This is a genomic window from Schaalia sp. JY-X159 (genome assembly GCF_014525425.1).
In the GTDB taxonomy this organism is placed as follows: domain Bacteria; phylum Actinomycetota; class Actinomycetes; order Actinomycetales; family Actinomycetaceae; genus Scrofimicrobium.
On sequence record NZ_JACEXI010000005.1, the window covers coordinates 70,858 to 91,253 of the forward strand.

20 protein-coding genes and 1 pseudogene are annotated in these 20,396 nt (G+C 58.4%); 8 read left to right on the forward strand and 13 right to left on the reverse strand.

The window, feature by feature from the left end; all coding sequences use genetic code 11:
* Positions 1 to 47: 47 nt before the first annotated feature.
* The 6 genes from IDL90_RS09270 to IDL90_RS09295 all read right to left on the reverse strand — a co-directional run bounded on the left by IDL90_RS09270 (position 48) and on the right by IDL90_RS09295 (position 6,119).
* Positions 48 to 713: an L-threonylcarbamoyladenylate synthase gene (locus IDL90_RS09270; protein ID WP_187994324.1), complete on the reverse strand. Its 666-nt coding sequence runs from the start codon at positions 711 to 713 to the stop codon at positions 48 to 50.
* Positions 714 to 729: 16 nt separating this feature from the next.
* The gene (locus IDL90_RS09275; RefSeq protein WP_187994325.1) at positions 730 to 1,626 is read right to left on the reverse strand and encodes a HemK/PrmC family methyltransferase; all 897 of its coding nucleotides are present in this window, start codon (positions 1,624 to 1,626) and stop codon (positions 730 to 732) included.
* Between the two features lie 11 nt (positions 1,627 to 1,637).
* Positions 1,638 to 2,729 (reverse strand): peptide chain release factor 1, encoded by a 1,092-nt coding sequence (gene prfA, locus IDL90_RS09280; protein WP_182141990.1) that lies wholly within the window; start codon positions 2,727 to 2,729, stop codon positions 1,638 to 1,640.
* A gap of 78 nt (positions 2,730 to 2,807) precedes the next feature.
* Positions 2,808 to 3,026, reverse strand: coding sequence for a 50S ribosomal protein L31 (rpmE, locus tag IDL90_RS09285; RefSeq protein ID WP_182141989.1), 219 nt, complete (start codon positions 3,024 to 3,026; stop codon positions 2,808 to 2,810).
* A 146-nt stretch (positions 3,027 to 3,172) separates the two neighbouring features.
* Positions 3,173 to 4,972, reverse strand: a complete 1,800-nt coding sequence (gene rho, locus IDL90_RS09290) for a transcription termination factor Rho (protein ID WP_182141988.1) — start codon at positions 4,970 to 4,972, stop codon at positions 3,173 to 3,175.
* A 214-nt stretch (positions 4,973 to 5,186) separates the two neighbouring features.
* Entirely contained in the window at positions 5,187 to 6,119 is a 933-nt protein-coding gene (locus IDL90_RS09295) for a hypothetical protein (RefSeq protein WP_182141987.1), read from the reverse strand.
* Positions 6,120 to 6,177: 58 nt separating this feature from the next.
* Between IDL90_RS09295 and IDL90_RS09300 the strand changes: the two genes are divergently transcribed.
* A complete protein-coding gene (locus IDL90_RS09300) occupies positions 6,178 to 6,804 on the forward strand; it encodes a hypothetical protein (protein WP_187994326.1) in 627 nt (208 codons plus the stop codon).
* A 6-nt stretch (positions 6,805 to 6,810) separates the two neighbouring features.
* Here the strand turns inward: IDL90_RS09300 and argS are convergent, their stop codons facing one another.
* Complete coding sequence (gene argS / locus IDL90_RS09305; RefSeq protein ID WP_187994327.1) at positions 6,811 to 8,490, reverse strand: arginine--tRNA ligase; 1,680 nt, start codon at positions 8,488 to 8,490, stop codon at positions 6,811 to 6,813.
* A gap of 238 nt (positions 8,491 to 8,728) precedes the next feature.
* On the opposite strand from argS, the gene IDL90_RS09310 reads away from it, so the two are divergent.
* On the forward strand, positions 8,729 to 9,004 hold the full coding sequence (locus IDL90_RS09310) for a hypothetical protein (RefSeq protein ID WP_187994328.1): 276 nt from the start codon (positions 8,729 to 8,731) through the stop codon (positions 9,002 to 9,004).
* Here IDL90_RS09310 and IDL90_RS09315 read toward each other — a convergent pair.
* The 3 genes from IDL90_RS09315 to IDL90_RS09325 form a co-directional block, all read right to left on the reverse strand.
* Positions 9,001 to 9,303 (reverse strand): helix-turn-helix domain-containing protein, encoded by a 303-nt coding sequence (locus IDL90_RS09315; protein WP_223175164.1) that lies wholly within the window; start codon positions 9,301 to 9,303, stop codon positions 9,001 to 9,003. The genes IDL90_RS09310 and IDL90_RS09315 overlap by 4 nt on opposite strands.
* Before the next feature lie 169 nt (positions 9,304 to 9,472).
* Positions 9,473 to 10,423 carry a Gfo/Idh/MocA family protein gene (locus tag IDL90_RS09320; RefSeq protein ID WP_187994329.1) on the reverse strand — a complete coding sequence of 317 codons (951 nt, stop codon included), beginning with the start codon at positions 10,421 to 10,423 and terminating at the stop codon, positions 9,473 to 9,475.
* A 12-nt stretch (positions 10,424 to 10,435) separates the two neighbouring features.
* On the reverse strand, positions 10,436 to 10,876 hold the full coding sequence (locus IDL90_RS09325; RefSeq protein WP_220458770.1) for a CBS domain-containing protein: 441 nt from the start codon (positions 10,874 to 10,876) through the stop codon (positions 10,436 to 10,438).
* A gap of 243 nt (positions 10,877 to 11,119) precedes the next feature.
* Here IDL90_RS09325 and IDL90_RS11875 point away from each other — a divergent pair, with 243 nt between their 5' ends.
* Positions 11,120 to 11,422 carry a GNAT family N-acetyltransferase gene (locus IDL90_RS11875; RefSeq protein ID WP_398401755.1) on the forward strand — a complete coding sequence of 101 codons (303 nt, stop codon included), beginning with the start codon at positions 11,120 to 11,122 and terminating at the stop codon, positions 11,420 to 11,422.
* Positions 11,423 to 11,470: 48 nt separating this feature from the next.
* On the opposite strand, the pseudogene IDL90_RS09330 reads toward IDL90_RS11875, so the two are convergent.
* Positions 11,471 to 12,667 (reverse strand): annotated as a pseudogene (locus IDL90_RS09330) (glycoside hydrolase family 1 protein); the annotation flags it as partial.
* A gap of 103 nt (positions 12,668 to 12,770) precedes the next feature.
* On the opposite strand from IDL90_RS09330, the gene IDL90_RS09335 reads away from it, so the two are divergent.
* The 3 genes from IDL90_RS09335 to IDL90_RS09345 all read left to right on the forward strand — a co-directional run bounded on the left by IDL90_RS09335 (position 12,771) and on the right by IDL90_RS09345 (position 15,012).
* Positions 12,771 to 13,376: a TetR/AcrR family transcriptional regulator gene (locus IDL90_RS09335; protein WP_187994330.1), complete on the forward strand. Its 606-nt coding sequence runs from the start codon at positions 12,771 to 12,773 to the stop codon at positions 13,374 to 13,376.
* Positions 13,373 to 14,395 (forward strand): glycoside hydrolase family 5 protein, encoded by a 1,023-nt coding sequence (locus IDL90_RS09340; protein WP_187994331.1) that lies wholly within the window; start codon positions 13,373 to 13,375, stop codon positions 14,393 to 14,395. The genes IDL90_RS09335 and IDL90_RS09340 overlap by 4 nt, the downstream gene beginning before the upstream one ends.
* 95 nt (positions 14,396 to 14,490) lie before the next feature.
* Positions 14,491 to 15,012: a hypothetical protein gene (locus IDL90_RS09345; RefSeq protein ID WP_316930290.1), complete on the forward strand. Its 522-nt coding sequence runs from the start codon at positions 14,491 to 14,493 to the stop codon at positions 15,010 to 15,012.
* A 41-nt stretch (positions 15,013 to 15,053) separates the two neighbouring features.
* Here the strand turns inward: IDL90_RS09345 and IDL90_RS09350 are convergent, their stop codons facing one another.
* A complete protein-coding gene (locus IDL90_RS09350) occupies positions 15,054 to 16,568 on the reverse strand; it encodes an MFS transporter (RefSeq protein WP_187994332.1) in 1,515 nt (504 codons plus the stop codon).
* Positions 16,569 to 16,779: 211 nt separating this feature from the next.
* Here IDL90_RS09350 and IDL90_RS09355 point away from each other — a divergent pair, with 211 nt between their 5' ends.
* A complete protein-coding gene (locus tag IDL90_RS09355) occupies positions 16,780 to 17,913 on the forward strand; it encodes a pyridoxal-phosphate dependent enzyme (RefSeq protein WP_187994333.1) in 1,134 nt (377 codons plus the stop codon).
* 52 nt (positions 17,914 to 17,965) lie between these two features.
* Entirely contained in the window at positions 17,966 to 18,958 is a 993-nt protein-coding gene (locus IDL90_RS09360; RefSeq protein WP_182141976.1) for a BCCT family transporter, read from the forward strand.
* 35 nt (positions 18,959 to 18,993) lie between these two features.
* On the opposite strand, the gene IDL90_RS09365 is transcribed toward IDL90_RS09360, so the two are convergent.
* Positions 18,994 to 20,391, reverse strand: a complete 1,398-nt coding sequence (locus IDL90_RS09365; RefSeq protein WP_187994334.1) for a dicarboxylate/amino acid:cation symporter — start codon at positions 20,389 to 20,391, stop codon at positions 18,994 to 18,996.
* Between the last annotated feature and the right edge of the window lie 5 nt (positions 20,392 to 20,396).

Consider the following 20,396-nt stretch of genomic DNA (forward strand, 5'->3'; position numbering starts at 1 on the left):
CGGTGGGTCCCGCACAGTCCGGGACACTTCTGACCCGACGCTACGGACTACTTTGACTCTAGTAGGTCTTCAATCTGCTTTGCGGTCACGCCCCCGGCGCGGATTACTCGCGGCGCTGATCTGGAACAGTCGACAATCGTCGAGGGTCTGCCCAGCGGTGACGCGCCTCCGTCAATGTAGACGCTCACTTCATCGCCGAAGTACTCGCGGGCCTCATCCAAGGTTTGGGCAGCTGGCATGCCGGTTCTGTTTGCTGAGGTAACTGCCAGGGGCCCCGTTACACGCAGTGCCGAAATCGCAAGGTCGGAGCCCGGCATCCGCACGGCAATGGTGCCATTGACGGACTCAGTATCCCAACCAAATTGGGCCTTACTCGGGGCAATTATCGTCAGTGGCCCAGGCCAAAACTCCCTGGCTAGTTGCTCAACCGTGTCCCGCTGCTCCAGAGAAGTGAAATCAAGAAGCGAAAGAAGCTCCTCACATAACCCACCCAGAACAGGTGGTGGCATTGTTTGATCACGCCCTTTGGCGCCAAGCAGGCGACCAACAGCAGAATGCGAGAACGGATCGGCACCGATGCCGTAGACCGTGTCCGTTGGCAAGACAACCAGCTCACCCTTTGTGACAGCGCGCAGGAGTCGAATCTGGCTATCTTCTTCCAACCACTTCTCATCCCCGGAAGGAAACTCCAAGGTATCTCTGTACACCGCCATCAAAGCCTCCGTTTCACTACTTTACTGCTCTCAAGAAGCGTGGTCTGCCCGTGAGGTCGTCGACTGTTTCCGCACTGTAAAAACCGACATTGACAGCATGCCCGACAAGGGCTGCCCCCTGGTCTTCACCATGTTCCATCAACAGTGTTCCGTGCTTCCGAAGGAGTTCATACGCACGGGTGACGATGCCTCTTGGTGTCACCAATCCGTCCTCTCCCCCACCGAAGAGCGCGATCTCTGGGTCTGCTAGGGCCTCCGGTTGCGTTGGTGCATCTACGATACCCACGTAGGGCGGGTTGGAAACAACAAGGTCAAGAGTCTCTTCACTCCCTGCCAAAGCCCCTGTGGCATCCTCCATGCATATGCGCACCCTCGATCCGGCGGCAAACTGGCCCACTCGACGTGTGTTTGTCTCTAGGTAGCGGCCGGCCGCTGGGCTGATCTCAACCATTGTTACCTGGGTGTCAGACCTTTCGGTGGCCAAAGCCAACCCAATTGCTCCGGAACCAGCACAGAGGTCCGCAACCACGGCGCTTCCTGGTTCCAACGTAGCAAGTGCTAAGTCGACAAGCGTCTCTGTCTCCGGCCTCGTAACAAAAACCCCGGGACCCGCTTTGAGGGTTAGGTAACGGAAAGTCATCTCTCCCGTGATGTGCTGAAAGGGCACTCGGGACCTGCGTTGGGAGATCGCGCTACGGTACTTCTCGGCTGCTCGTATTCCAGCGTGCGTTCGGACACCCAGTGGTTCGCCGAGAGCCCATTCCAGCAGCCACCGAGCTTCAACCTGGGGTATTCCTACACGCTCAAGTTCTCCCCGACCCCAGCGCAACAGCATCTCGACGGGGACGCTGGCGCTTTCGCGAGAATACCCGCGGCTCACCAGGAACTGCTCCTGCTCTTCGCCGGACTGCATCAGCGCAGTGACTACTGTCCGGCGGCTTCTAGTCGAGCCTCTTCATCGGCAGCAATGGCCGACTGAATGACATCGTCAAGGTTGCCTTCCAGGACCTGATCAAGGTTGTAGGCCTTGAATCCCGTCCTGTGGTCCGCGATACGGTTCTCCGGGAAGTTGTAGGTGCGGATCCTCTCAGACCTGTCAACTGTCCGTACCTGGCTGAGGCGCTTCTCAGAAGCTTCCGCTTCTCTCTGGGCACGCGCCTCCGCAATCAGTCGGGTCCGTAGCACTCGCATCGCTGCGTCCTTGTTCTGCAGCTGCGACTTCTCGTTCTGCATGGAGACGACAATCCCCGTTGGCATATGAGTGATCCTCACGGCCGAGTCCGTCGTGTTGACAGACTGTCCTCCCGGACCTGAAGAACGGTAGACGTCAATGCGCAGGTCATTCGGGTCGATTTCAACAGTATCGTCAACCTCAACCTCGGGCATCACCATCACGCCGGCGGCCGAAGTGTGGATACGACCCTGTGATTCCGTAACGGGGACACGTTGCACACGATGTACCCCGCCCTCGTACTTCAGGTGGGTCCACACCCCTTCTTCCGGTGTTGGGTTGCCCTTTGCACGGACGGCGATTGTCACTTCTTTGAGGCCGCCAAGACCCGTGTGAGTCGTCGACAGCTCCGTAACAGTCCAGCCCTTGTTGTCGGCATAGCGGGTGTACATCCGCGCGAGGTCGGCCGCGAACAGTGCGGATTCGTCCCCACCTTCACCTGCCTTAATCTCAAGAATGACGTCACATGCGTCGTCGGGATCACGTGGAGCGAGGACGGAAACCAGCTCTTTCAGCGCTTCCTCGCGTCGCTGAGAGATCTCTTCAACTTCGGCAGCGAACTCCGGGTCCTCGGCAGCCAGTTCCTGCGCCGCGGCAAGGTCACCGTCAACCTCGGCAAGCGTGTGCGCCAACTTAACGATCCGTCCCAGCTCCGCGTAGCGGCGACCCACCTTACGTGCACGGGCTTGGTTTGAGTGCAGTGTGGGATCTGCCAACTGCTTTTCGAGATCTTCGTATTCTGCGATGAGGGGGGCGACGGCTTCGAGACTGGCGTGCGTAGACACAGGATGCTCCGTAAGTTTGAAGGAAATAGGGTATGAGTGAGCGCCGACGAAATGAATCGCCGGCGCTCTTCACATCCGCTACTTCTTGTCGGCCTTCTTGCCGTAACGTGCTTCGAAGCGGGCAACACGCCCACCGGAGTCCAGAATCTTCTGTTTGCCCGTGTAGAACGGGTGGCACTCTGAACACACATCGACACGCATGGTGCCGTCGGCCACTGTGGAGTGGGTAACGAACTCGTTACCACAGGTGCATGTCACCGTGGTCTCCACGTAATTGGGATGAATACCCTGCTTCATGATGTCTCCTCAAGGATCAGTGCCCCGGGTCTGAAACCGCCCCTAGCGGGCAGATACCAGTGAACCGGAACCAGTAGGTAAGTCTGTCACTCTGAGCCGTCCAGGTCTAGCGGGCGCACCCGTGAGATCTGGCACGGCTCCTGTCATTAGTCGCCTGACGTGGTGCGGGAAGCCATCATCAGGAACTCCGCGTTCGACGAAGTCTCTTTTAGCTTGCCCAGCACTGTTTCCAGTGCCTGTGCTTGGTCGAGGCTCCCCAGCGCACGACGTAGTTTCCACATAATTGCCAGTTCTTCGGGCTTTAGGAGCAGCTCTTCACGCCTTGTCCCTGAAGCATTGATGTCGATGGCCGGGAAGATACGCCGGTCTGCGAGGCTACGGGAGAGGCGCAGTTCCATATTGCCCGTTCCCTTGAACTCTTCGAAGATGACTTCATCCATCTTGGAGCCGGTTTCAACCAGAGCTGAGGCGATAATGGTGAGCGACCCACCCTCACGTAGATTACGTGCAGCACCGAAGAACTTCTTCGGTGGGTACAGCGCTGCTGCATCAACACCACCGGACAGGATACGTCCCGACGCTGGGGCAGCAAGGTTGTAGGCACGTGACAGGCGGGTAATGGAGTCAAGGAGAACCACGACATCTTGGCCGAGTTCAACGAGGCGCTTGGCACGCTCGATTGCCAGCTCTGCGACCGTGGTGTGATCTGATGCTGGACGGTCAAAGGTAGAGGCAATGACCTCACCTTTGACGATAGATCGCATATCGGTCACTTCTTCAGGTCGCTCATCCACCAGCACCACCATCAGGTGGACCTGGGGGTTGTTGATTTCGATGGCCTTCGCCATCTGCTGGATGATCATCGTCTTACCCGCTTTAGGGGGCGAGACAATAAGTCCACGTTGGCCCTTGCCCACGGGGGCGACCAGATCGATCATCCTGGAGGTCAACGCCTTGGGAGTGGTCTCCATTCGTAGCTGTTCGCGCGGGTATTCGGGCGTCAACTTGGCGAACTCCCGCCGCTCCAGCGCCTGCTCAATCGTCATGCCATTGACTGAGTCGACACGCACGAGGGCGTTGTGCTTCTGTTGATTGCGCCCGCCACGATCGCCGTCACGAGCAGGTCGCACAGCACCGACGACAGCATCACCGCCGCGTAGACCCCAACGGCGGGCATTCCCCAACGTCACGTAAACATCATTGTTTCCCGGCAGGTAACCGGAGGTACGCACGAATGCGTGATTTGACTGAATATCGACGATTCCAGCAATGGGAATCAGCTGTGAATCATCGACTGGTTCACTGTCGGCCCCACGTGTTTGACCTTGTGTCTGCCCACCACGCTGGCCCACTTCGCGAGTCGTACTGTCGCGATTCGGGTTGCGATCCCGTCCCCGCCTACGGGAGTTCCGGTCGCGTCTGTTGCGGTTCCTATTGGGTTCCCCGCCCTCGGGCAACGCAATCTCATCTAGCGCAACCGCGCCCTGGTCACGCTGGCTGGTGGAGCCCTGCTCACGGTTGGAAGAAGAGTCCTGCTTGTCAGTGCCTCTGTTGCCTCCCGAAGTGTCCCTGCGTTCACCGTCACGGCCCTGCGCGCCGCGCCTTGAACGAACACGATCAAGATCTTCGGCAACTGCAGCACGCACGTCCACGGAAGCAGCCTCTGGCTGCCCCTCACGGGTCTCTGCAACCTTCTCTTGACGGCGCTCTCCCTTGGCGTTGGAGTCGTCAGAACCTTGCTTCTTGGCATCCGCATTAGCACGTCGAGGCGGCCGCGTGGCCTGCTTCTCCGAAGTGCTACGCGAGGGCTGGGAGAGTGCCTCTACCAGATCCGCTTTGCGCATGCGCGAAGTACCTTTGAGGCCTTGCTGAGCGGCGAGGCTCTGAAGCTCTGCAAGCTTCATTTTTCCGAGCGAAGCAACGCTTGCGTCCGATTTACTTTCCATAAGGGAAGAGGATTCCTAACTGTGGGTACCGGCGGGCTCACGCACATTCTTTTTGTGGTGAGATCTGCGGTGGCGAGGCACGAAAGCCTAAGAACAAAGAGAGCTGCGGTTCCCAGTTGGGAGCCACGTTGCGCGCCTGCTAGTTAATAGTACTCATATCTTCAGGACTTTCATCCCCGAAGCGCAAGAAAAACTACTCTACGTGCGGGGGAAATCACACGTCGAGAGTCAGCCCCTCAGTGCTCACACCGAGGTCGATAACTGCCCAACCTGAGTGCTGTGCAGACTTGACCACGTCCGCACCCAGGTCCCAGAGACACACAACCGCGGGCCCACTTCCAGAGAGGAAAGCCGCGTTACCCCTCTCCCTCAGCCATCGTATTAGGGCGACAGAGGCTGGGGAGAAGGAGGCACGATGATCCTCCAGAACGTCATCGACAGTCGCACGAACAAGCCTGTCACGCCACAGTTGATCATCACTGGTTACGGCAGGATCTGCGATTAGTGGCACCAGGGCAGCGGAGCGCCCAGAGTTCGCGGCATAGCGTGGAAATGAGACACCTCGCGGCAGCAGGCCTGGATCCAACGTTTCCTGGTCCGTGAAGCCGGGCACAAGTGCAACAGGTTGAACCGCCTCTCCCACCGGGAGCGGAAGGAAGGAGCCGCCCATAATCCTCAGGACAAGTGGCGCATCCAAGACGGCTCTGGCACGCACCTCGTTTCCCCCGAGCTTACAGACCAGATCAACGAGAACGTCCTCGTTCAACGCTTGCGGCTTTCCCAGAATCGTCCACGCGCCGTACACACCCGCGAGGAGTTCAGCCTCAACATCCCCCAGTCCAACGGAAGTGGGAATAGCCCGTCGATAGGTGAGGTGGACCCCGACCTGTGGTGCACCAACCAGATCAAGGACACCACGAATTGCTGTGATTGTTGGGTGCTTCTCAACTTCGGATGCGCTGAGCCAATGCTCTGGGGACCCCCCGGGAGTTCGGTCGATGACTCGGACCTGAGTGCCACCAGCGACCGCGCGGATTGTTACCTCATCGGAGAGTGCACACGCCATTGCAAGGCAGTCGTGGGTCGGACCGAAATCGACTGTCGTAGCGGGCACCCTGACTTTGACACGGTCTTCCTTAATCCTCATCGCTACTCCAGGCCCCTAACTTCCTCCACCACACTCAAGTTTGCACTACGGTGATGACATGCACACAGGCGACACGGACTTTGAGTTTGAACGTCGCTTCTTGGTGACATCGTTACCCCACCACCTCCTTGAGGACAACTCGCCTGACATAATCGTCCAGACCTACTTCCTAGCAAAAGATGGCTACGGACTTCGCGTCAGGCTACAAGCCACCCAGCCAACTGCCGCCCTGCCTCTGGACATAGATGGCAAGGCCGCGTTGCATCGCTTCGCAGATGAGTTTGATCTCTGCATGCTAACTGTCAAGGGCCCAAATATAGGAGGGACCCGCTACGAAGCCGAACGCCCCATTGATATAGGTGTTGGTGTGGCAATGTGTGCCCGCGGTGGGACGACGCTGGCCAAACGCCGCTATGGCGTGTGGCTTGGGGCCGACGGGTGGGTGATCGACGAGTTTTGCGGTGAGAACCGCCCCCTGGTCGTTGCGGAGTGCGAACGGACCTCTCCCGTTGTCGACCTTGAAATCCCCTCATTTGCCACCGCGGAGATCACCGGGGATTCACGCTTTTCAAATGATGAACTGGTCAACAGTCCCTACTCCGTATGGATGAAGTCCTACCTAGCTCAGCTCTCCAACCAAAGCTCACGTTTCGAGACCGGGTTTGGGAAGAACAGCTACCTATAGCACCCCTCACATACGGTCCGGCGCACTCACCCCAAGCAACCCCAAACCATTCTCTAGCACCTGAGACACCGCCTCATTGAGCCACAGTCTCGCGACATGCGCGTCATTGACTTCCTCACCGGCCCGGGGTGTGACGCGGCACTGTGAGTACCAGGCGTGATACGTCGAGGCCAATGATTCGAGATAGCGTGCAACTCTGTGCGCCTCACGCATTGCCGCAGCCTGCGCGACAATCGCTGGGAACTGAGCCAACACGCCCAAGAGGTCGGTGTCTGCTGCGTGATTCAGAAGCTCCGGGTGGAAACCCGACTCCATAACGACCCCGTGTTCACCAGCGTTCCGCGCCACCGAACGCGTTCGAGCGTGCGCGTATTGAACGTAGTAGACAGGGTTGTCGTTCGTGTTCTTTGTCAACAGGTCAAGGTCGATCACCAGTTTGGTGTCCGCTGAGACACGAACCATCGCGTAGCGCGCAGCGTCTACGCCCACGGCCTCGACTAAGTCTTCTTGCGTCACCACATTGCCGGCTCGTTTCGACATGCGCACCTGTTCACCATCTTTCACCAGGTCAACAAGCTGGCCGATGATGATCTGCATGTTCTCATCGGGGGTATCCCCAAAGGCAGCGCAGACAGCCATCATTCTGCCGATGTACCCGTGATGGTCGGCACCGAGAAGGTAGATGGCCGTGTCCGCTCCTCGCTGGCGCTTGTCAAGGTAGTAGGCAACGTCTCCTGACAGGTAGGCAGGCTCACCGTTGGATTTGATGAGAACCCGGTCCTTGTCATCTCCGAAGTCGCTTGAGCGCAACCACAGCGCACCCTCGGCTTCATAGAGCACGCCGCGATCACGCAGCGCCTCCAGAGCTCGATCAACCGCGCCAGACTCGTGTAGGGAGTCCTCGTGAAAGTAAACATCGAAGGAAACCCGGAAGTCTTCAAGCGCACTCTTTATCTCTGCGAACATGATTTCCACACCCTCGCGCCGGAATACCTCTAGCGCCTCTTCGTCCGGGAGGGAAACTGGATCAGGCTCTCCAGCCTTGACCTGCGCTTCACGAACACGGTCGGCAATCTCTTCGATGTAGAGACCCCCGTAACCATCCTCAGGGGGTTCGACTCCGCGGGCACGCGCCAGGAGTGAGTTAGAGAAGCGATCGATTTGGGTTCCGTGGTCGTTGAAGTAGTACTCACGCACCACTTCGGCCCCCGACACCTCCAGTAGGCGGGCTAGTGCATCCCCAACCGCCGCCCACCGAGCTCCACCCAAATGCACGGGCCCTGTTGGGTTTGCTGAGACGAACTCCAGATTGATTTTCTGGCCCTCAAGTGTTGCGTTCGACCCGTATTTCGCACCTTCTGAAACGATCGTCCGCACCAGTTCCCCCGCCGATGCGGCATCCAAACGGAAGTTGAGGAAGCCGGGTCCAGCAATTTCGACGGCGGCGATGCCAGGCTCGGCCGCCAGGGTGTTGCTAAGGATCTGCGCGAGATCCCTGGGCGACATTCCCATCTGCTTTGCAAGCTGCATTGCCACATTCGTTGACCAATCCCCGTGGTCACGCGACCGAGGACGCTCAACAACGATCGACTTGGGGATATCGTCCTCGGACAAGGCCGAGGATTCGTCTGCAGCAAGACTGGTTAGGGCACCGTGCAAGAGTCGGCTGAGTTCTTCTGGAGTCATGGGCCCAGATTAGTCGCTATTGACCTAAACCTGATATTCGCCCCTGCGAGGGACAGTGAGATGTCCACAGTTCACAAAATCCGGAGCTTTCCCCATTTGCGCGCTAGACGACTAGCGACGCCATCGCTTGGACTACAGACTGGCTAATAGTCGAGAAAGTGGTGAAGAGATGGAAACAAGTGATTGTCCCTCATGGTGCGTCGGCAATCATGAGACGTTAGCGTCTGCCCAAGAACAAATGTATGATCCCAACTTCTCCGACTACGTGCATGCGACCGAACCCACCCCGATCCCCGTGGTAAGTATGGTCCGCCACCGTGACGGAACCGCAATCATCGGCGGTGAAGTATTTGACGTTGTTCTGTTCCAGTACCAGTTCCATGGAAATCAGGGCGACGCCCAACTTGCCACAGAAGAATGGGTCTTTGTCGGGAGCGATGACACTGCCTTCACCGTTACACGTGAAAGCGCTGGGCGTATCTACCGGCTACTAGGAAGCGTCCTCGCAAACTAGAGAAAAGAGTCTTCGCCCGCAATGGACTCGAGTTCGGGAAGTTCCCTGGCGGGCAGAAGTTCTTCAAGCGAAACATCCAGTGAGTTAGCGATTGCCACAAGCGTCAGCAAAGTCGGATTCGCAGGAGCGTTCTTGTTACTCAGACCCTTCTCAATCCGCTGAAAGGTGTACTTGGCCAGACCAGAAGCAAAAGCAACTCGTTCCTGCGACATACTCCGCATCTCACGAATCTCTTTGATCAAATCCCCAAGTTCGCGGACGTACTCGGCCCACTCCTCGGTGTTGCCTCTCTTAGACACACCTAACCCCTTTGCTCAGACGGGGCGCGGGGCCCACTCCTCAAATGTGGTCATATGAATGTGATCACCAACCGCACTGAACCTACCACGCGAAACATGACACCATACTCCGTCCGATCTGCATTTATATATGCGGTCAGGCGCATTATGTTTCGTGTATGGTGCGCGGTTACCGAAGGTGTTCATCCATTATCTGCCGAGCTCGAATCGTGATGTCACGCCAACGGGGATCCACTTGGCCAGCCTGAACTTGACTCACGAAGTCAAGCAGCTCGAAGTGCATGTTCGCCATTGGTGCGGCATCCGGGTCACAAGAGAGCACCTGGGCTTCACCGTCGCGCGGCAGCCATTCAATCAGCGAAGGCTGACCCAGATTGTCAATGGTCAGCGCACCTTTCTCACCGATGATTGTCGAGGGCGTAACCCCTGAAACGATCTTCGAATAAACAACGTCTACCACCATGGCCCCGTAGTCCAATTGAATGGATCCCAAAGCCTCAAAACCATTCTCAAGTCGCACCGAAGTTCCCCTGTGCGTCAGGGGTGAACCAAACCAGTCCAGTGCGGGCTCGAGGCAGTACACTCCGATATCCGCTACCGCACTGTTACCTAAGGCTGGATTGAAGGCGTTCAGCACCTCTCCTGCCCGGTGGCGGTCATATCGGGACGAATACTGCAGGTTCTCAAGGTGTGCGTACCTCAGTGTCCCAAGGCGTCCAAGCGCGTTTCTTACCACCTCATGGGCGGGAGCGTGCAGATTTCGTGTGGCCTCCATTGCCACAACACCCGCCATGTCTGCCGCAGCAAAGAGATCCCTCGTCCCCTCAACACTCTCCGTCATCGTTTTTTCGACGAGGACGTGCCGCCCTCGCTCAATCGCCGCCAGCGCCTGCGGGAGGTGCACATTCGTTGGGCTCGCAATATAGACCGCATCTACAGCATCGATAATCGCGCCCAAGTTGTCGTAATACAGAGGGAGGTTGTGGCGACGCGCAAAGTCCTCACCACGCTTCAAGTCCCTAGAGAACACTGCAGTTGGAAGGACTGCCCCACCGGTGTTCTCTGCGGCCGCAACAAACCACGAACTGACAAAGTTCGTTCCGATAATTCCGAACTTCATGCCGACAGCGAGCTACTCTGGCGTCCCCTGCAAAGCGCCGCGCCCGTGAACGTAGCCGACAAGGTGGTCACGTTCCGCCTCCAGCTCATCCAGTCTTGCCTTGACGATGTCACCGATCGAGACGATACCCACCAGATCCCCGTCCTCCACAACGGGAAGGTGGCGAAAACGCTGTTTGGTCATGATTTCAGCCAAATCACGCGCCTCATCTTCTGGAGAGCAAGTAATAACCGTGGTTGTCATGATCGCCGACAGGGGATCCTCAAGTGTGAGTGCACCCCGCGCAAATCGAACCACGTCACGTTCTGAGACGATGCCCGCAAGAGAGCCTTGATCAACGACGACCACGGCGCCGATCCGTCGCTCTTGCAGTACGTCAACCAGATCGCGAATCGTAGTGGACGGTGGTAGCGAGACGACCTCACTACCCTTTGTTTTTATGATGTCTATCACGCGCATAGATTGAAAGTATCACGGCCACGCCCAATAATTAACCCCGGTCCACCGCACGGACCATGGCAAAGTAGTGCCATGGAGATTGAACTCTACGACGACCAGCGCAGACGACAGTTTGAAGACATGTTCGTCAACTACTTCACCCTGGACTTCCATGCCCCTTTCTCGGAGGCGATGATCCGCAGCGACATCGTGCCGAAGTACGTCGATCTATCCGTGCGCGGCATAGCCCCCTTACTCATGGCCTTCGAGGACGGGGAGCCGATCGGATTCATCAACTTCCAGATCGATTCCGAAGCCTCCAACTGGAATGAAAGGCCCGGCTGGGGGATGATTCGCGAACTCCACGTCGCGCAGGCGTGGAGAAGGCGTGGAGTTGGGTCCGTCCTCGCCGACATCGCCACGCGGGTGATGAAGGAATCGGGCGCAACCCGCGCCTACCTCACAACGGAGGACACCTTCGATTTCTGGGAGGCACTGGGTTGGGAAAAAACCGATGAGATGGCTCCCAACGGCGGAATCGTCATGGAGAAGACGCTTTAGGAGCGAGGTCGCAAGCGCGCTACTTCCGCGAGCCAGTCGGGCGAGGTATGCCGTGCGCTGGGCGTCGTGGACCTTCCCATCCTCTCCGACCTCGTCCGCAAAACTTGCCCCGTTCTCGGTGATGTAGATCGGGGGCAGCCTGTCGCCATACCTCTCATGAACCTCCTTGAGAGCCACCGCGAAGAACTCAGGAGCAACTGGCCAGCCGAAGCCGGTCGTTGGGTACTCGGGGAAGGCTTCGAGGCGGAAGGGCAGTGCCGCCATTGCCTCGGCCTCCCCATCCGGGCTTGTTCCTGAACCGCTACCCGCGGCCACGCGGGTTGGCATGTAGTAGTTGAGGCCGTAGAAGTCTAGCGGGGTGGAGATGATTTCCAAGTCCCCTGCGGGAACATCGGTAAGGACATCGAGGATTCCACCCAGGTAGTCCGGCACCTCCGGGTAGTGGCCAAGCAACACCGGATCTGCAAAGACGCGGTTGTGCACAATGTCGAACAGTTGCGCCATTGCAGCATCTTCCGAACTGTCGCTGGCGGGCACGACTGGCGTGTGGACATTGGTGATACCGATCTGCCCTGGCACCCCAGCCGCCCGAAGGGCCTGGGCCGCCAAGCCGTGGCCGAGAAGTTGGTTGTGCACAGTTGGTAGCGAATCAAACAGCAGCGGGACCCCCGGCGCGTGAATGCCGAGGGCGTAACCGTTCAGTGTGACAGTAGCGGGCTCATTGATGGTTATCCACCCGTCAACTCGGTCTGCGAAGCGCTGCGCAACTAGTCCCGCGAAGTCGCCCAGTCGCTTCGCTGTGTCTCGGCTTAGCCACCCGCCCTCGTACTGAACGGGAATATCCCAGTGGGACAGTGTTACAAACGGGGATATCCCCGCCTGGCAGAGCTCATCGAGAAGGCGATCGTAGAAGTCGACTCCCCCGGCATCAAGCGGGCCTGTGCCTTCTGGCTGAAGGCGAGTCCAACCCAGGGAGAGTCTGTATGCATCAGTCCCGAGCTCTTTCATGGCCCGGACGTCCTCCTCATAGCGGTAATAGTGGTCTGCCGTGACCGCCGTTGTGGATCCGTCAAGAATTCGTCCCGGCTCCGCGGCAAATCTGTCCCACACGCTGGGGGTGCGGCGCCCAATCCGTGTGGCGCCTTCAACCTGCGCCGAAGCGGTTGCGGTCCCGAGTATGAACGAGGGCGGAAGGGCCTGCGCTGTAACCAGGGGATCCCTGTGGACAGGGGTGTCGTTGTGCATTTTTGTCTCCGCTGCGAGAACCTACAAGCAAGAGTGGGACGCTCGTCCCACTTCCGTGTAGTGTATGGGTAAGTTCGTCGGGCAGCAAGGCTGAGGAGGAGAGATGGCAAGAATCCCTGTGGAGGAACGTCGTGAGGCCCTCATAGACGCAGCGTTCCGGGTCATCGGCGAACAGGGGCTCAGCCGCGCGTCAACACGCGCGATTGTTGCTGAGGCTGGAATGTCTCTGGCAAGTTTCCACTACGCTTTCGAGTCCCGCGATCAACTCCTAGAGCTGCTGATCACGGAGGTCCTGGCGAGTGAACAGAGAGCGATTCTGCCCGCAAACCTGAAGGGGAAATCACTCACCGCGCTGCTTACGGAAGGACTGCAAGGATACCTGAACCACTTGAGAGCCGACCCGGGTCGGGAACAGGCGATGCTGGAACTGACCCAGTATGCCCTGCGCTCCGCGCTCCCATTGGCCGAGGGCCAGTATGTCCAGTACACCCGTTTTGCCTTGGAATCCCTGGAGCTGGCGGCCGAGCAAACCGATTCCGAGTGGACTGTGCCTACCTCGGTGGTAGCGCGCCTACTGGTCGCTCTCACCGACGGGTTCACTATTTCATGGCTGATTGACCGAGATGACGCGCACGCGCGTGCCTCAGTTGAGGCGGCGGCGATAGCCATCGCCAGCCTCGCAAAAAGTAAGAGAAGGAGACAGCAATGAAGCTGCGTACTGACGGGCAGCTACTTCGCGATGACGCGGGACGCCACAGGGTCTTCCACGGCATCAACCTGGTGGCGAAGGGAACTGCACTCTCGGAAGGAAGCTTCGTCGATCGTGGCTTCAAGGGTTCCTGGGATGAGGCGGACATCGCTGACCTAGCATCCCGCGGCTTCACCCTGATTCGGCTGGGCATCATCTGGGCTGCAATCGAACCTCAGCCCGGGGAGTACGACAGTGATTACCTCGACTGGGTGAAATCCCAGCTTGACCTGATTGCCGCAGCCGGGATGTGTGCGGTGCTGGATGCCCACCAAGACCTCTACTCTCAAAGCTACAGTGATGGCGCACCACCGTGGGCTACCCTCACGTCCCATGAGTTCGCCGCAACGGACCTGTGGAGTGATGCCTACCTGGCGAGCCCTGCGGTCCACGAAGCACTGGATAACTTTTGGGCTAATACGGCTGGGCCCGGTGGGGTTGGCCTGCAGGATCGCTTCGCTGCAATGTGGGCGCACGTGGCGCAGCGACTGGGGAAGCACCCGGCGGTGGCCGGCTACGACCTCCTTAATGAGCCAACACCGGGAAGCGCAGCGCCTGAGATTTTTGCCAACCTCATTGGCGCCTTCGCCGCCGCAACAGGACAGGATCCTCAAGCATTGGCGGCCGACTTCTCTGATCCACAGGCAAAGTTCAGCCAACTTGACCATTTGAATGACGAGGACGTTCACCGGCAGATCGGCGATTCTCTCCATCCCCTAGTCGCGGCATTTGAGACGGAACTAGTGGCACCACTGATGGCTCGAGTCGTATCTGCGGTACGCCAGGTCGACCCACACACATTAATTTTGCGAGAGCACAACTATTTTGCCAACCTGGGCATCCCGTCGGGTCAGCCACCACTTGAGGACAGCAACTGGGCGTACTCCCCCCCCCCCCCACAGAGGAGTGCTGATCAGCGCGAAGACCCCGGCTTTGCCACCATAGCACTAAGTGGGTCAAGCGCCCCAGTTCTAACTTAGAATGGAGAAGCCCCCGATCGAGAGGTCAATGGCTATGCAGAAGATTGCCAAACCCAGACCGCTTCCCCTCCGGCATGGCCGCCCTCGGCTAAGAAATCCACGCCCGCGGTCTGAAGTTCGGGCTCTACGCCAGTCCGGGCCGCAAGACTTGCGCGAGGATCTACGACCGCTATCCGGGCGACCACCTCGGATCGCTGGGCCATGAACAGACTGATGCTGACACCATGGCGGAATGGGGCGTCGACTATCTGAAATATGACTGGTGTCGGGCTAACAGGGCGGGCAACGATTTGCGCACCATGACGGAGGAAACCCGGGGAGTGCTCACAGACCCCGCACTGCTATCCATCGCGATGGATCCCGCGGGTCAACAGGGGCAGCGAACGGGCCGGGTCGGCAACCTGGAGTTCTGGCGCCGCGACCTGACTCACGGCTTCGCCCTCGGCATCCTCAATCGCGGACGGACAGGTGCGCGACTCAATGAAGACCTACTTCGGGAGCGGATTGGTAACCGCATCGCCCTCGATGTCACGACGGGGACGCAGGCCCTCGACGTCGAACTTGACCCCCACGAAATGCGCATCTGGGCCATCTCCGACTCTCGCGCCGCAGGGTAGCCACACCTCGGAGGAACACCTACCAGGGAGGACCTGCAAGATCACGCGTACAAATCTGGTTCTACGGTGAGCGGCAAAGCCTGTCCGACCTCGTGAACCACCTCAAGATTCTTCCCTGTCGTATCAATCCGGAAGCGACTGGTCACTGCTGCTCCGGCTAATGAGCACACCATCAACCCGATCAGGATAGGTGTCTGTCCGAACCCATCTAGCAGAGTTGGAAAGAGAAACGCCGTGATGGCAGCACCCGCCTTCCCAGACGCTGCGGCGAACCCTGCTCCGGTACCACGCACCGATGTCGGGAATACCTCCCCCGCAATCAGGTAAGTCTGTGCGTTTGGCCCAGCATTGGTCATGAACTGAAAGGTAATAAACCCGGCGAAGATAAGTACGGTCTGCATCGTTGCACTTGGGACAACGGCCGACGCGGCAGCAATTCCAAGCCCTGCTGCACAGCCAACAAAACCCACGATCTGCATGCGAATCGACCCGAATCGGTCAACAAAATGAATCGCGACCAAAATCCCAACGACTAGGAACAGATCAATCATCACGGCACCCTGCGCTCCTACCAGACTGTCGCGGACAACACCCGACACCGAATCTTGCGCATCTGCGGCCTCGGCAAATGGGTCACTAAGCGCGGTGGCAATGATGACGGGTGTGAAGATACCGATTCCGTAGGTAGATAGATCCTGAAGGAACCAAGGCGCCGAAGCAAGAATCGTCGCCCGTAGCGACCCATCATGTCGGAACAGGTCAGCGTAGCTCTCCGATACTCGTTGACTGGCTGGGAGGGCATCCAGCCGCACGCCTGCCGACTTCTCACCCCGGACTTGAAGGATGCGGGCGAGTGCGTCCTCGGCCTCCGTAACCCGCCCCCTTGTCAGGAGCCAATGCGGACTCTGAGGAGTGAAGAACCTTCCCACAGTCACGAGGGCTGCGGGAAGAACCACCAGACCAAACATGACCCGCCAACTCGAAACGCTAGCGTTCGGCATGCTCAGCACAACCACCGCCAGCGTGGCCCCTGCCACCGCACCGACAGCCTGGAACGCAAAAGCGCCGAGGACGGTGCGTGACCTAGAGGATGTCGGCATTGTTTCAGACAACATGAGGTGAGCGGTGGGATAGTCACACCCCAGCGCCATACCCATGCCCAGGAGACACGCGAGTAGCACCGGAAGACTTGGGCTGATCGTGAAGCCCGCTAGAAAAACGGTGAAGAGGACCATCTCAGCGATGAACATCTTTCTCCGTCCAAGTTCATCGGAAAGATGACCGAGGAATAGGGCTCCAAGGAGGATCCCCACCAGACTCGTGGCGGTTACCAGTCCGGCCTCGGCCGAACTTAGGGCGAAGTCTTCGGTGATGAGCGGCAGGGCCATCCCGATCATGAAGATGACCAGCCCCTCAAACAGCTTTCCCGCGCTGGCGAGGAAGAAAATCAATCTTTGGATGGGCGTCTTCGCCGAACGACCTCGACCCGCCTGTGGACGTGGTGGCTCATCAAGGTACTGCTGCACAGTGAGGATGGACGCGGCTTGCTGGCCCACGGGTTACCCTTCTCGAGACTAGTCGACACATTCCACGACTGATGCTCTCAAGCAGGGGTCGCCGGATGGCACTTCCACGCTATCCCTCTGACACGATCGATGCCACCTCCTCGGGTGGACTATGCGTCACCATCTTCGGTCATCTGAGGTCGCGCTCCGTAATCAGGCTGCGACACCGCAGCCTGTGCGAGCCTGAATCTAGAATGAAGTCGTGGAGAAATACGCCGATCCCGTAGACGGTAGCGAGTACAGTCTGGCTGAGCCTCGGTGGCGCTCCGACGCCGGAAGGCCCTTGTGGATCGATCCTGGTCCTGGAATCACACGTAGCGACATTGACACTTGCATTAGCTCGCTGTGGCGTTACCACTGGGCACTTCCCGTCGAGATCCACACTCCCATTTCCTTGGGTGAGGGCCGAACTCCACTAATCGAAGCAGATTGGGAAAGTCGCAGTCGCGTCTTACTCAAGCTGGACTTCTTGAACCCTTCAGGGAGCTTCAAGGACCGCGGAACATCCGTCCTTTTCTCATATCTGCGCCAGAAAGGCATAACATCCGTCCTTGAGGACAGCTCAGGAAATGGAGGCTCCTCTGCAGCGGCCTACGGAGCCGCTGGGGGCCTGGACGTCAAGGTCTTCGCCCCCGCCTCAACATCGCCCTCGAAAATCTCCCAGGTCAAGGCATACGGGGCGAAGGTAGAACTAGTTCCCGGGCCGCGGTCTGCTTCTCAAGATGAAGCGATCCGACAGTCCGAGCGAAAGGGCTTCTACGCCAGCCATAACTGGCAGCCGTTCTTCCTCCAAGGAACCAAGACTTTGGCGTATGAAATTTGGGAAGACCTCGGGTTCCACGTTCCCGACAACGTCATTGTTCCAGTCGGTGGGGGCAGTTCCCTGCTGGGATGCTGGCTCGGCTTCCAGGAACTTGTCAACTCCAGCCAAATCGCTTCGATGCCACGCCTGTTCGCTGCGCAACCACTGAACTGCTCGCCAGTTGACGCCAGGTTCGTGTCCGGCACCGATAAGCCCGTGGACCGGCCCGTACGCCCCACGATTGCCGAGGGCACCTCTATTTCCCGCCCTCTTCGACTGGAGCAAATGATCGCTGCGCTTCGCAAAACCAGGGGAGGAAGTGTCGCCGTCACTGAGTCGAACATCGTCCGCGCGCTGGGATCTCTCTGCGATCGCGGCCTCTTCGTGGAGCCGACCAGTGCTGTCGCAGCCGCAGCATTCTCACTACTCCTTGCTGAGGGCCGCATCACGCCGGGTGAGAAGACCGTTGTTCTACTGACCGGATCCGGCCTCAAGTCCACGCAAACGATAGTGGACCTCCTGGGCAGGAGCTAACGGGGCGCACGCTTGCAGTTGGAGCACCTCCCGTCGCACCGCCGTCGCCGTGATGCTAGCCTCGCCAAGGTCAAAAGAAGGTAAGAGCCCAAAACTAGAGCTCCCAGCCAAGCGGAACATCCCTGCATACGACTGGCTGCTTACGAACATGGGATGGTTCTACATCCTTGGAGTCACCGCATTCCTGGTCTTCCTGATCATCATCGGCGTGGTGTGCGGCTTGGCCACAATATCCGTCGCCCTCGGAATGGGCAGGGGCATCAAAGTTCTCTCCACCATCAACATTTGGGCTGCGGTTCGCCTGTTGGTGTTCGTTCTGCTTGCAGGCTCCACGCTCTACACGTTGAAGGGAACGATCGAATCGTTTGGCGTTTACTTGGCGAGCCTTCCCCAACTGGCATTCTGGAACGATACCTTCGCGGATACCGGCTGGCAGAATTCTTGGACCGTCTTCTACTGGGCGTGGACCATCACCTGGTCCCCATTCGTCGGTATTTTTATCGCGCGCATTTCCAAGGGAAGGACCATCCGTCAGTTCGTAACCGGCGTGCTCGTCGTCCCCGCAACATTTTCCATCCTCTGGTTCGGGATCTTCGGCATGGAAGCAATCAACATTGAAATGAACGGCGGAGGCGGGCTGGTTGACAGGGTTGTTGGTGACAACGACATTCCCGGTGCACTTTTCGCATTCTTAGAACACTTCCCCCTTGCTGGCTTCGTATCAGCATTCTCTATCGCTCTGGTTGCCCCATTCTTCGTGATTGGGTTCTTCCAGATGTACGCCCTTTACCGCGCATTGCGCGAGGACGCTTCGGAACTGCCCCCGCTACGCACCCGTCGGTGGAAGAAAGTGCTTCCACCTGAGGAAGCAGAGCGACGCGCGGGCGATGACGCCGAGTATGAGTCTCAATACCCGGAGGAAGAGATCGTCATTGACCCGCAAATTGATGAGGAAGCACCCGAGTTCAAAGACCCCTATGTCAATGGGGATGAGGACGAGCTTGACACAAGCGGGTGGCCAACCCAGCCCGTAATATCGAGCTAAGTTGGCCACCCGAATCGTGGAGGCGGACTGACGGACTAGCGAACGCCAACTACCTCTTTTGTGATTCCTTCACTCTGATCATCGGAGAGCAAGTCCGCACTGTTTGTGGAGGAGTATTTCTGCAAGTCCAGAATCCCCTCCCGCTTCGCCACAACCGTTGGAACCAGTGCTTGACCAGCAACGTTCACCGCAGTGCGTCCCATGTCTAAAATGGGGTCGATTGCGAGCAGCAGGCCAACACCTTCCAGGGGTAGGCCCAGCGTCGACAGGGTTAGCGTCAGCATGACCGTCGCGCCCGTCATTCCGGCAGTCGCAGCGGAGCCAACGACTGCAACGAAAACGATCAGCAGGTAGTCCGAAAAGCCCAGGGGAACACCGAAGAACTGGGCCACGAAAATCGCCGAAATTGCCGGGTAGATCGCAGCGCAACCATCCATCTTGGTTGTCGCGCCGAGCGGCACAGCAAACGACGCGTATGCGGCAGGTACGCCCAGGTTACGTTGGGTGACGGCCTCCGTAACGGGCAGCGTACCGATGGAAGATCGCGAGACGAAGCCAAGCTGGATCGCTGGCCACGCACCGCGGAAATAGCTGCGAACCGACAGGCGGTTGAAAAGAAGGATCGCCGGGTAGACGACAAGTAAAACCAGGGCCAATCCGATGTAGATGGCGAGGGCGTAAGTGCCCAGCGAACCAACGGATGACCAACCGTAGGAGGCGATCGCATTTCCGATCAGACCCACGGTGCCGATCGGCGCCAACCGGATGATCCACCATAGGGCCTTCTGAATCACTTTCAGCGCGGACGCGGTGAAGTCAAGGAATGGCTGCGCCTTGGCGCCAACGCGCAACGCGGCGATGCCGACCACGATCGCGATGATCAAGATCTGCAGAACGTTGAAGCCGACGTTCGATGACGCGCCGGTGACGAGTCCGCCCTCGTCCGTGGCAAGCCGGGTAAAAACCTCAAGACCCAGGAAGTTGGATGGAATCAGGCCGTTGAGGAAGTCAAGCCAAGACCCGGTACGGGACGGGTCCGCTACCGCATCGGCGGAGACTGTGGTATTCAGGCCGGGTTTCATTATGAGACCGAGGGCGATACCAATAACAACGCTGATCAGGGCGGTAATAGCGAACCAAATCAGCGTCTTGGCGGCAAGTCGTGCTCCGTTGGCGATGCCGCGTAGATTCGCGATCGAGGCAACTATCGCGGTGAAAACCAGTGGTGGGACAACAGCGCGCAAGAGTGTTACAAACGATGAGCCAATGGTGGAGAGTGTGACAACCAGCCAGTTGTCACTGCCGTCAGCGGGCGGCCCGATTGTCAGGGCTAACCAGCCCAGGAGTACGCCCAAGATCAGACCGATGATGACCTGGACGGAAAATGATGGCCACTTGAATCGTTTTTTCGTGGCGGTGGGTGCAGAAGACACAGTTC

Excerpts from the sequence above, each read along its gene's own strand:
- IDL90_RS09270 (WP_187994324.1), bottom strand. The coding sequence starts at position 713 with ATGGCGGTGTACAGAGATACCTTGGAGTTTCCTTCCGGGGATGAGAAG.
- IDL90_RS09275 (WP_187994325.1), bottom strand. The coding sequence starts at position 1,626 with ATGCAGTCCGGCGAAGAGCAGGAGCAGTTCCTGGTGAGCCGCGGGTAT.
- rpmE (WP_182141989.1), bottom strand. The coding sequence starts at position 3,026 with ATGAAGCAGGGTATTCATCCCAATTACGTGGAGACCACGGTGACATGC.
- rho (WP_182141988.1), bottom strand. The coding sequence starts at position 4,972 with ATGGAAAGTAAATCGGACGCAAGCGTTGCTTCGCTCGGAAAAATGAAG.
- IDL90_RS09295 (WP_182141987.1), bottom strand. The coding sequence starts at position 6,119 with ATGAGGATTAAGGAAGACCGTGTCAAAGTCAGGGTGCCCGCTACGACA.
- IDL90_RS09300 (WP_187994326.1), top strand. The coding sequence starts at position 6,178 with ATGCACACAGGCGACACGGACTTTGAGTTTGAACGTCGCTTCTTGGTG.
- argS (WP_187994327.1), bottom strand. The coding sequence starts at position 8,490 with ATGACTCCAGAAGAACTCAGCCGACTCTTGCACGGTGCCCTAACCAGT.
- IDL90_RS09310 (WP_187994328.1), top strand. The coding sequence starts at position 8,729 with ATGTATGATCCCAACTTCTCCGACTACGTGCATGCGACCGAACCCACC.
- IDL90_RS09320 (WP_187994329.1), bottom strand. The coding sequence starts at position 10,423 with ATGAAGTTCGGAATTATCGGAACGAACTTTGTCAGTTCGTGGTTTGTT.
- IDL90_RS11875 (WP_398401755.1), top strand. The coding sequence starts at position 11,120 with ATGGCCTTCGAGGACGGGGAGCCGATCGGATTCATCAACTTCCAGATC.
- IDL90_RS09335 (WP_187994330.1), top strand. The coding sequence starts at position 12,771 with ATGGCAAGAATCCCTGTGGAGGAACGTCGTGAGGCCCTCATAGACGCA.
- IDL90_RS09340 (WP_187994331.1), top strand. The coding sequence starts at position 13,373 with ATGAAGCTGCGTACTGACGGGCAGCTACTTCGCGATGACGCGGGACGC.
- IDL90_RS09360 (WP_182141976.1), top strand. The coding sequence starts at position 17,966 with ATGCTAGCCTCGCCAAGGTCAAAAGAAGGTAAGAGCCCAAAACTAGAG.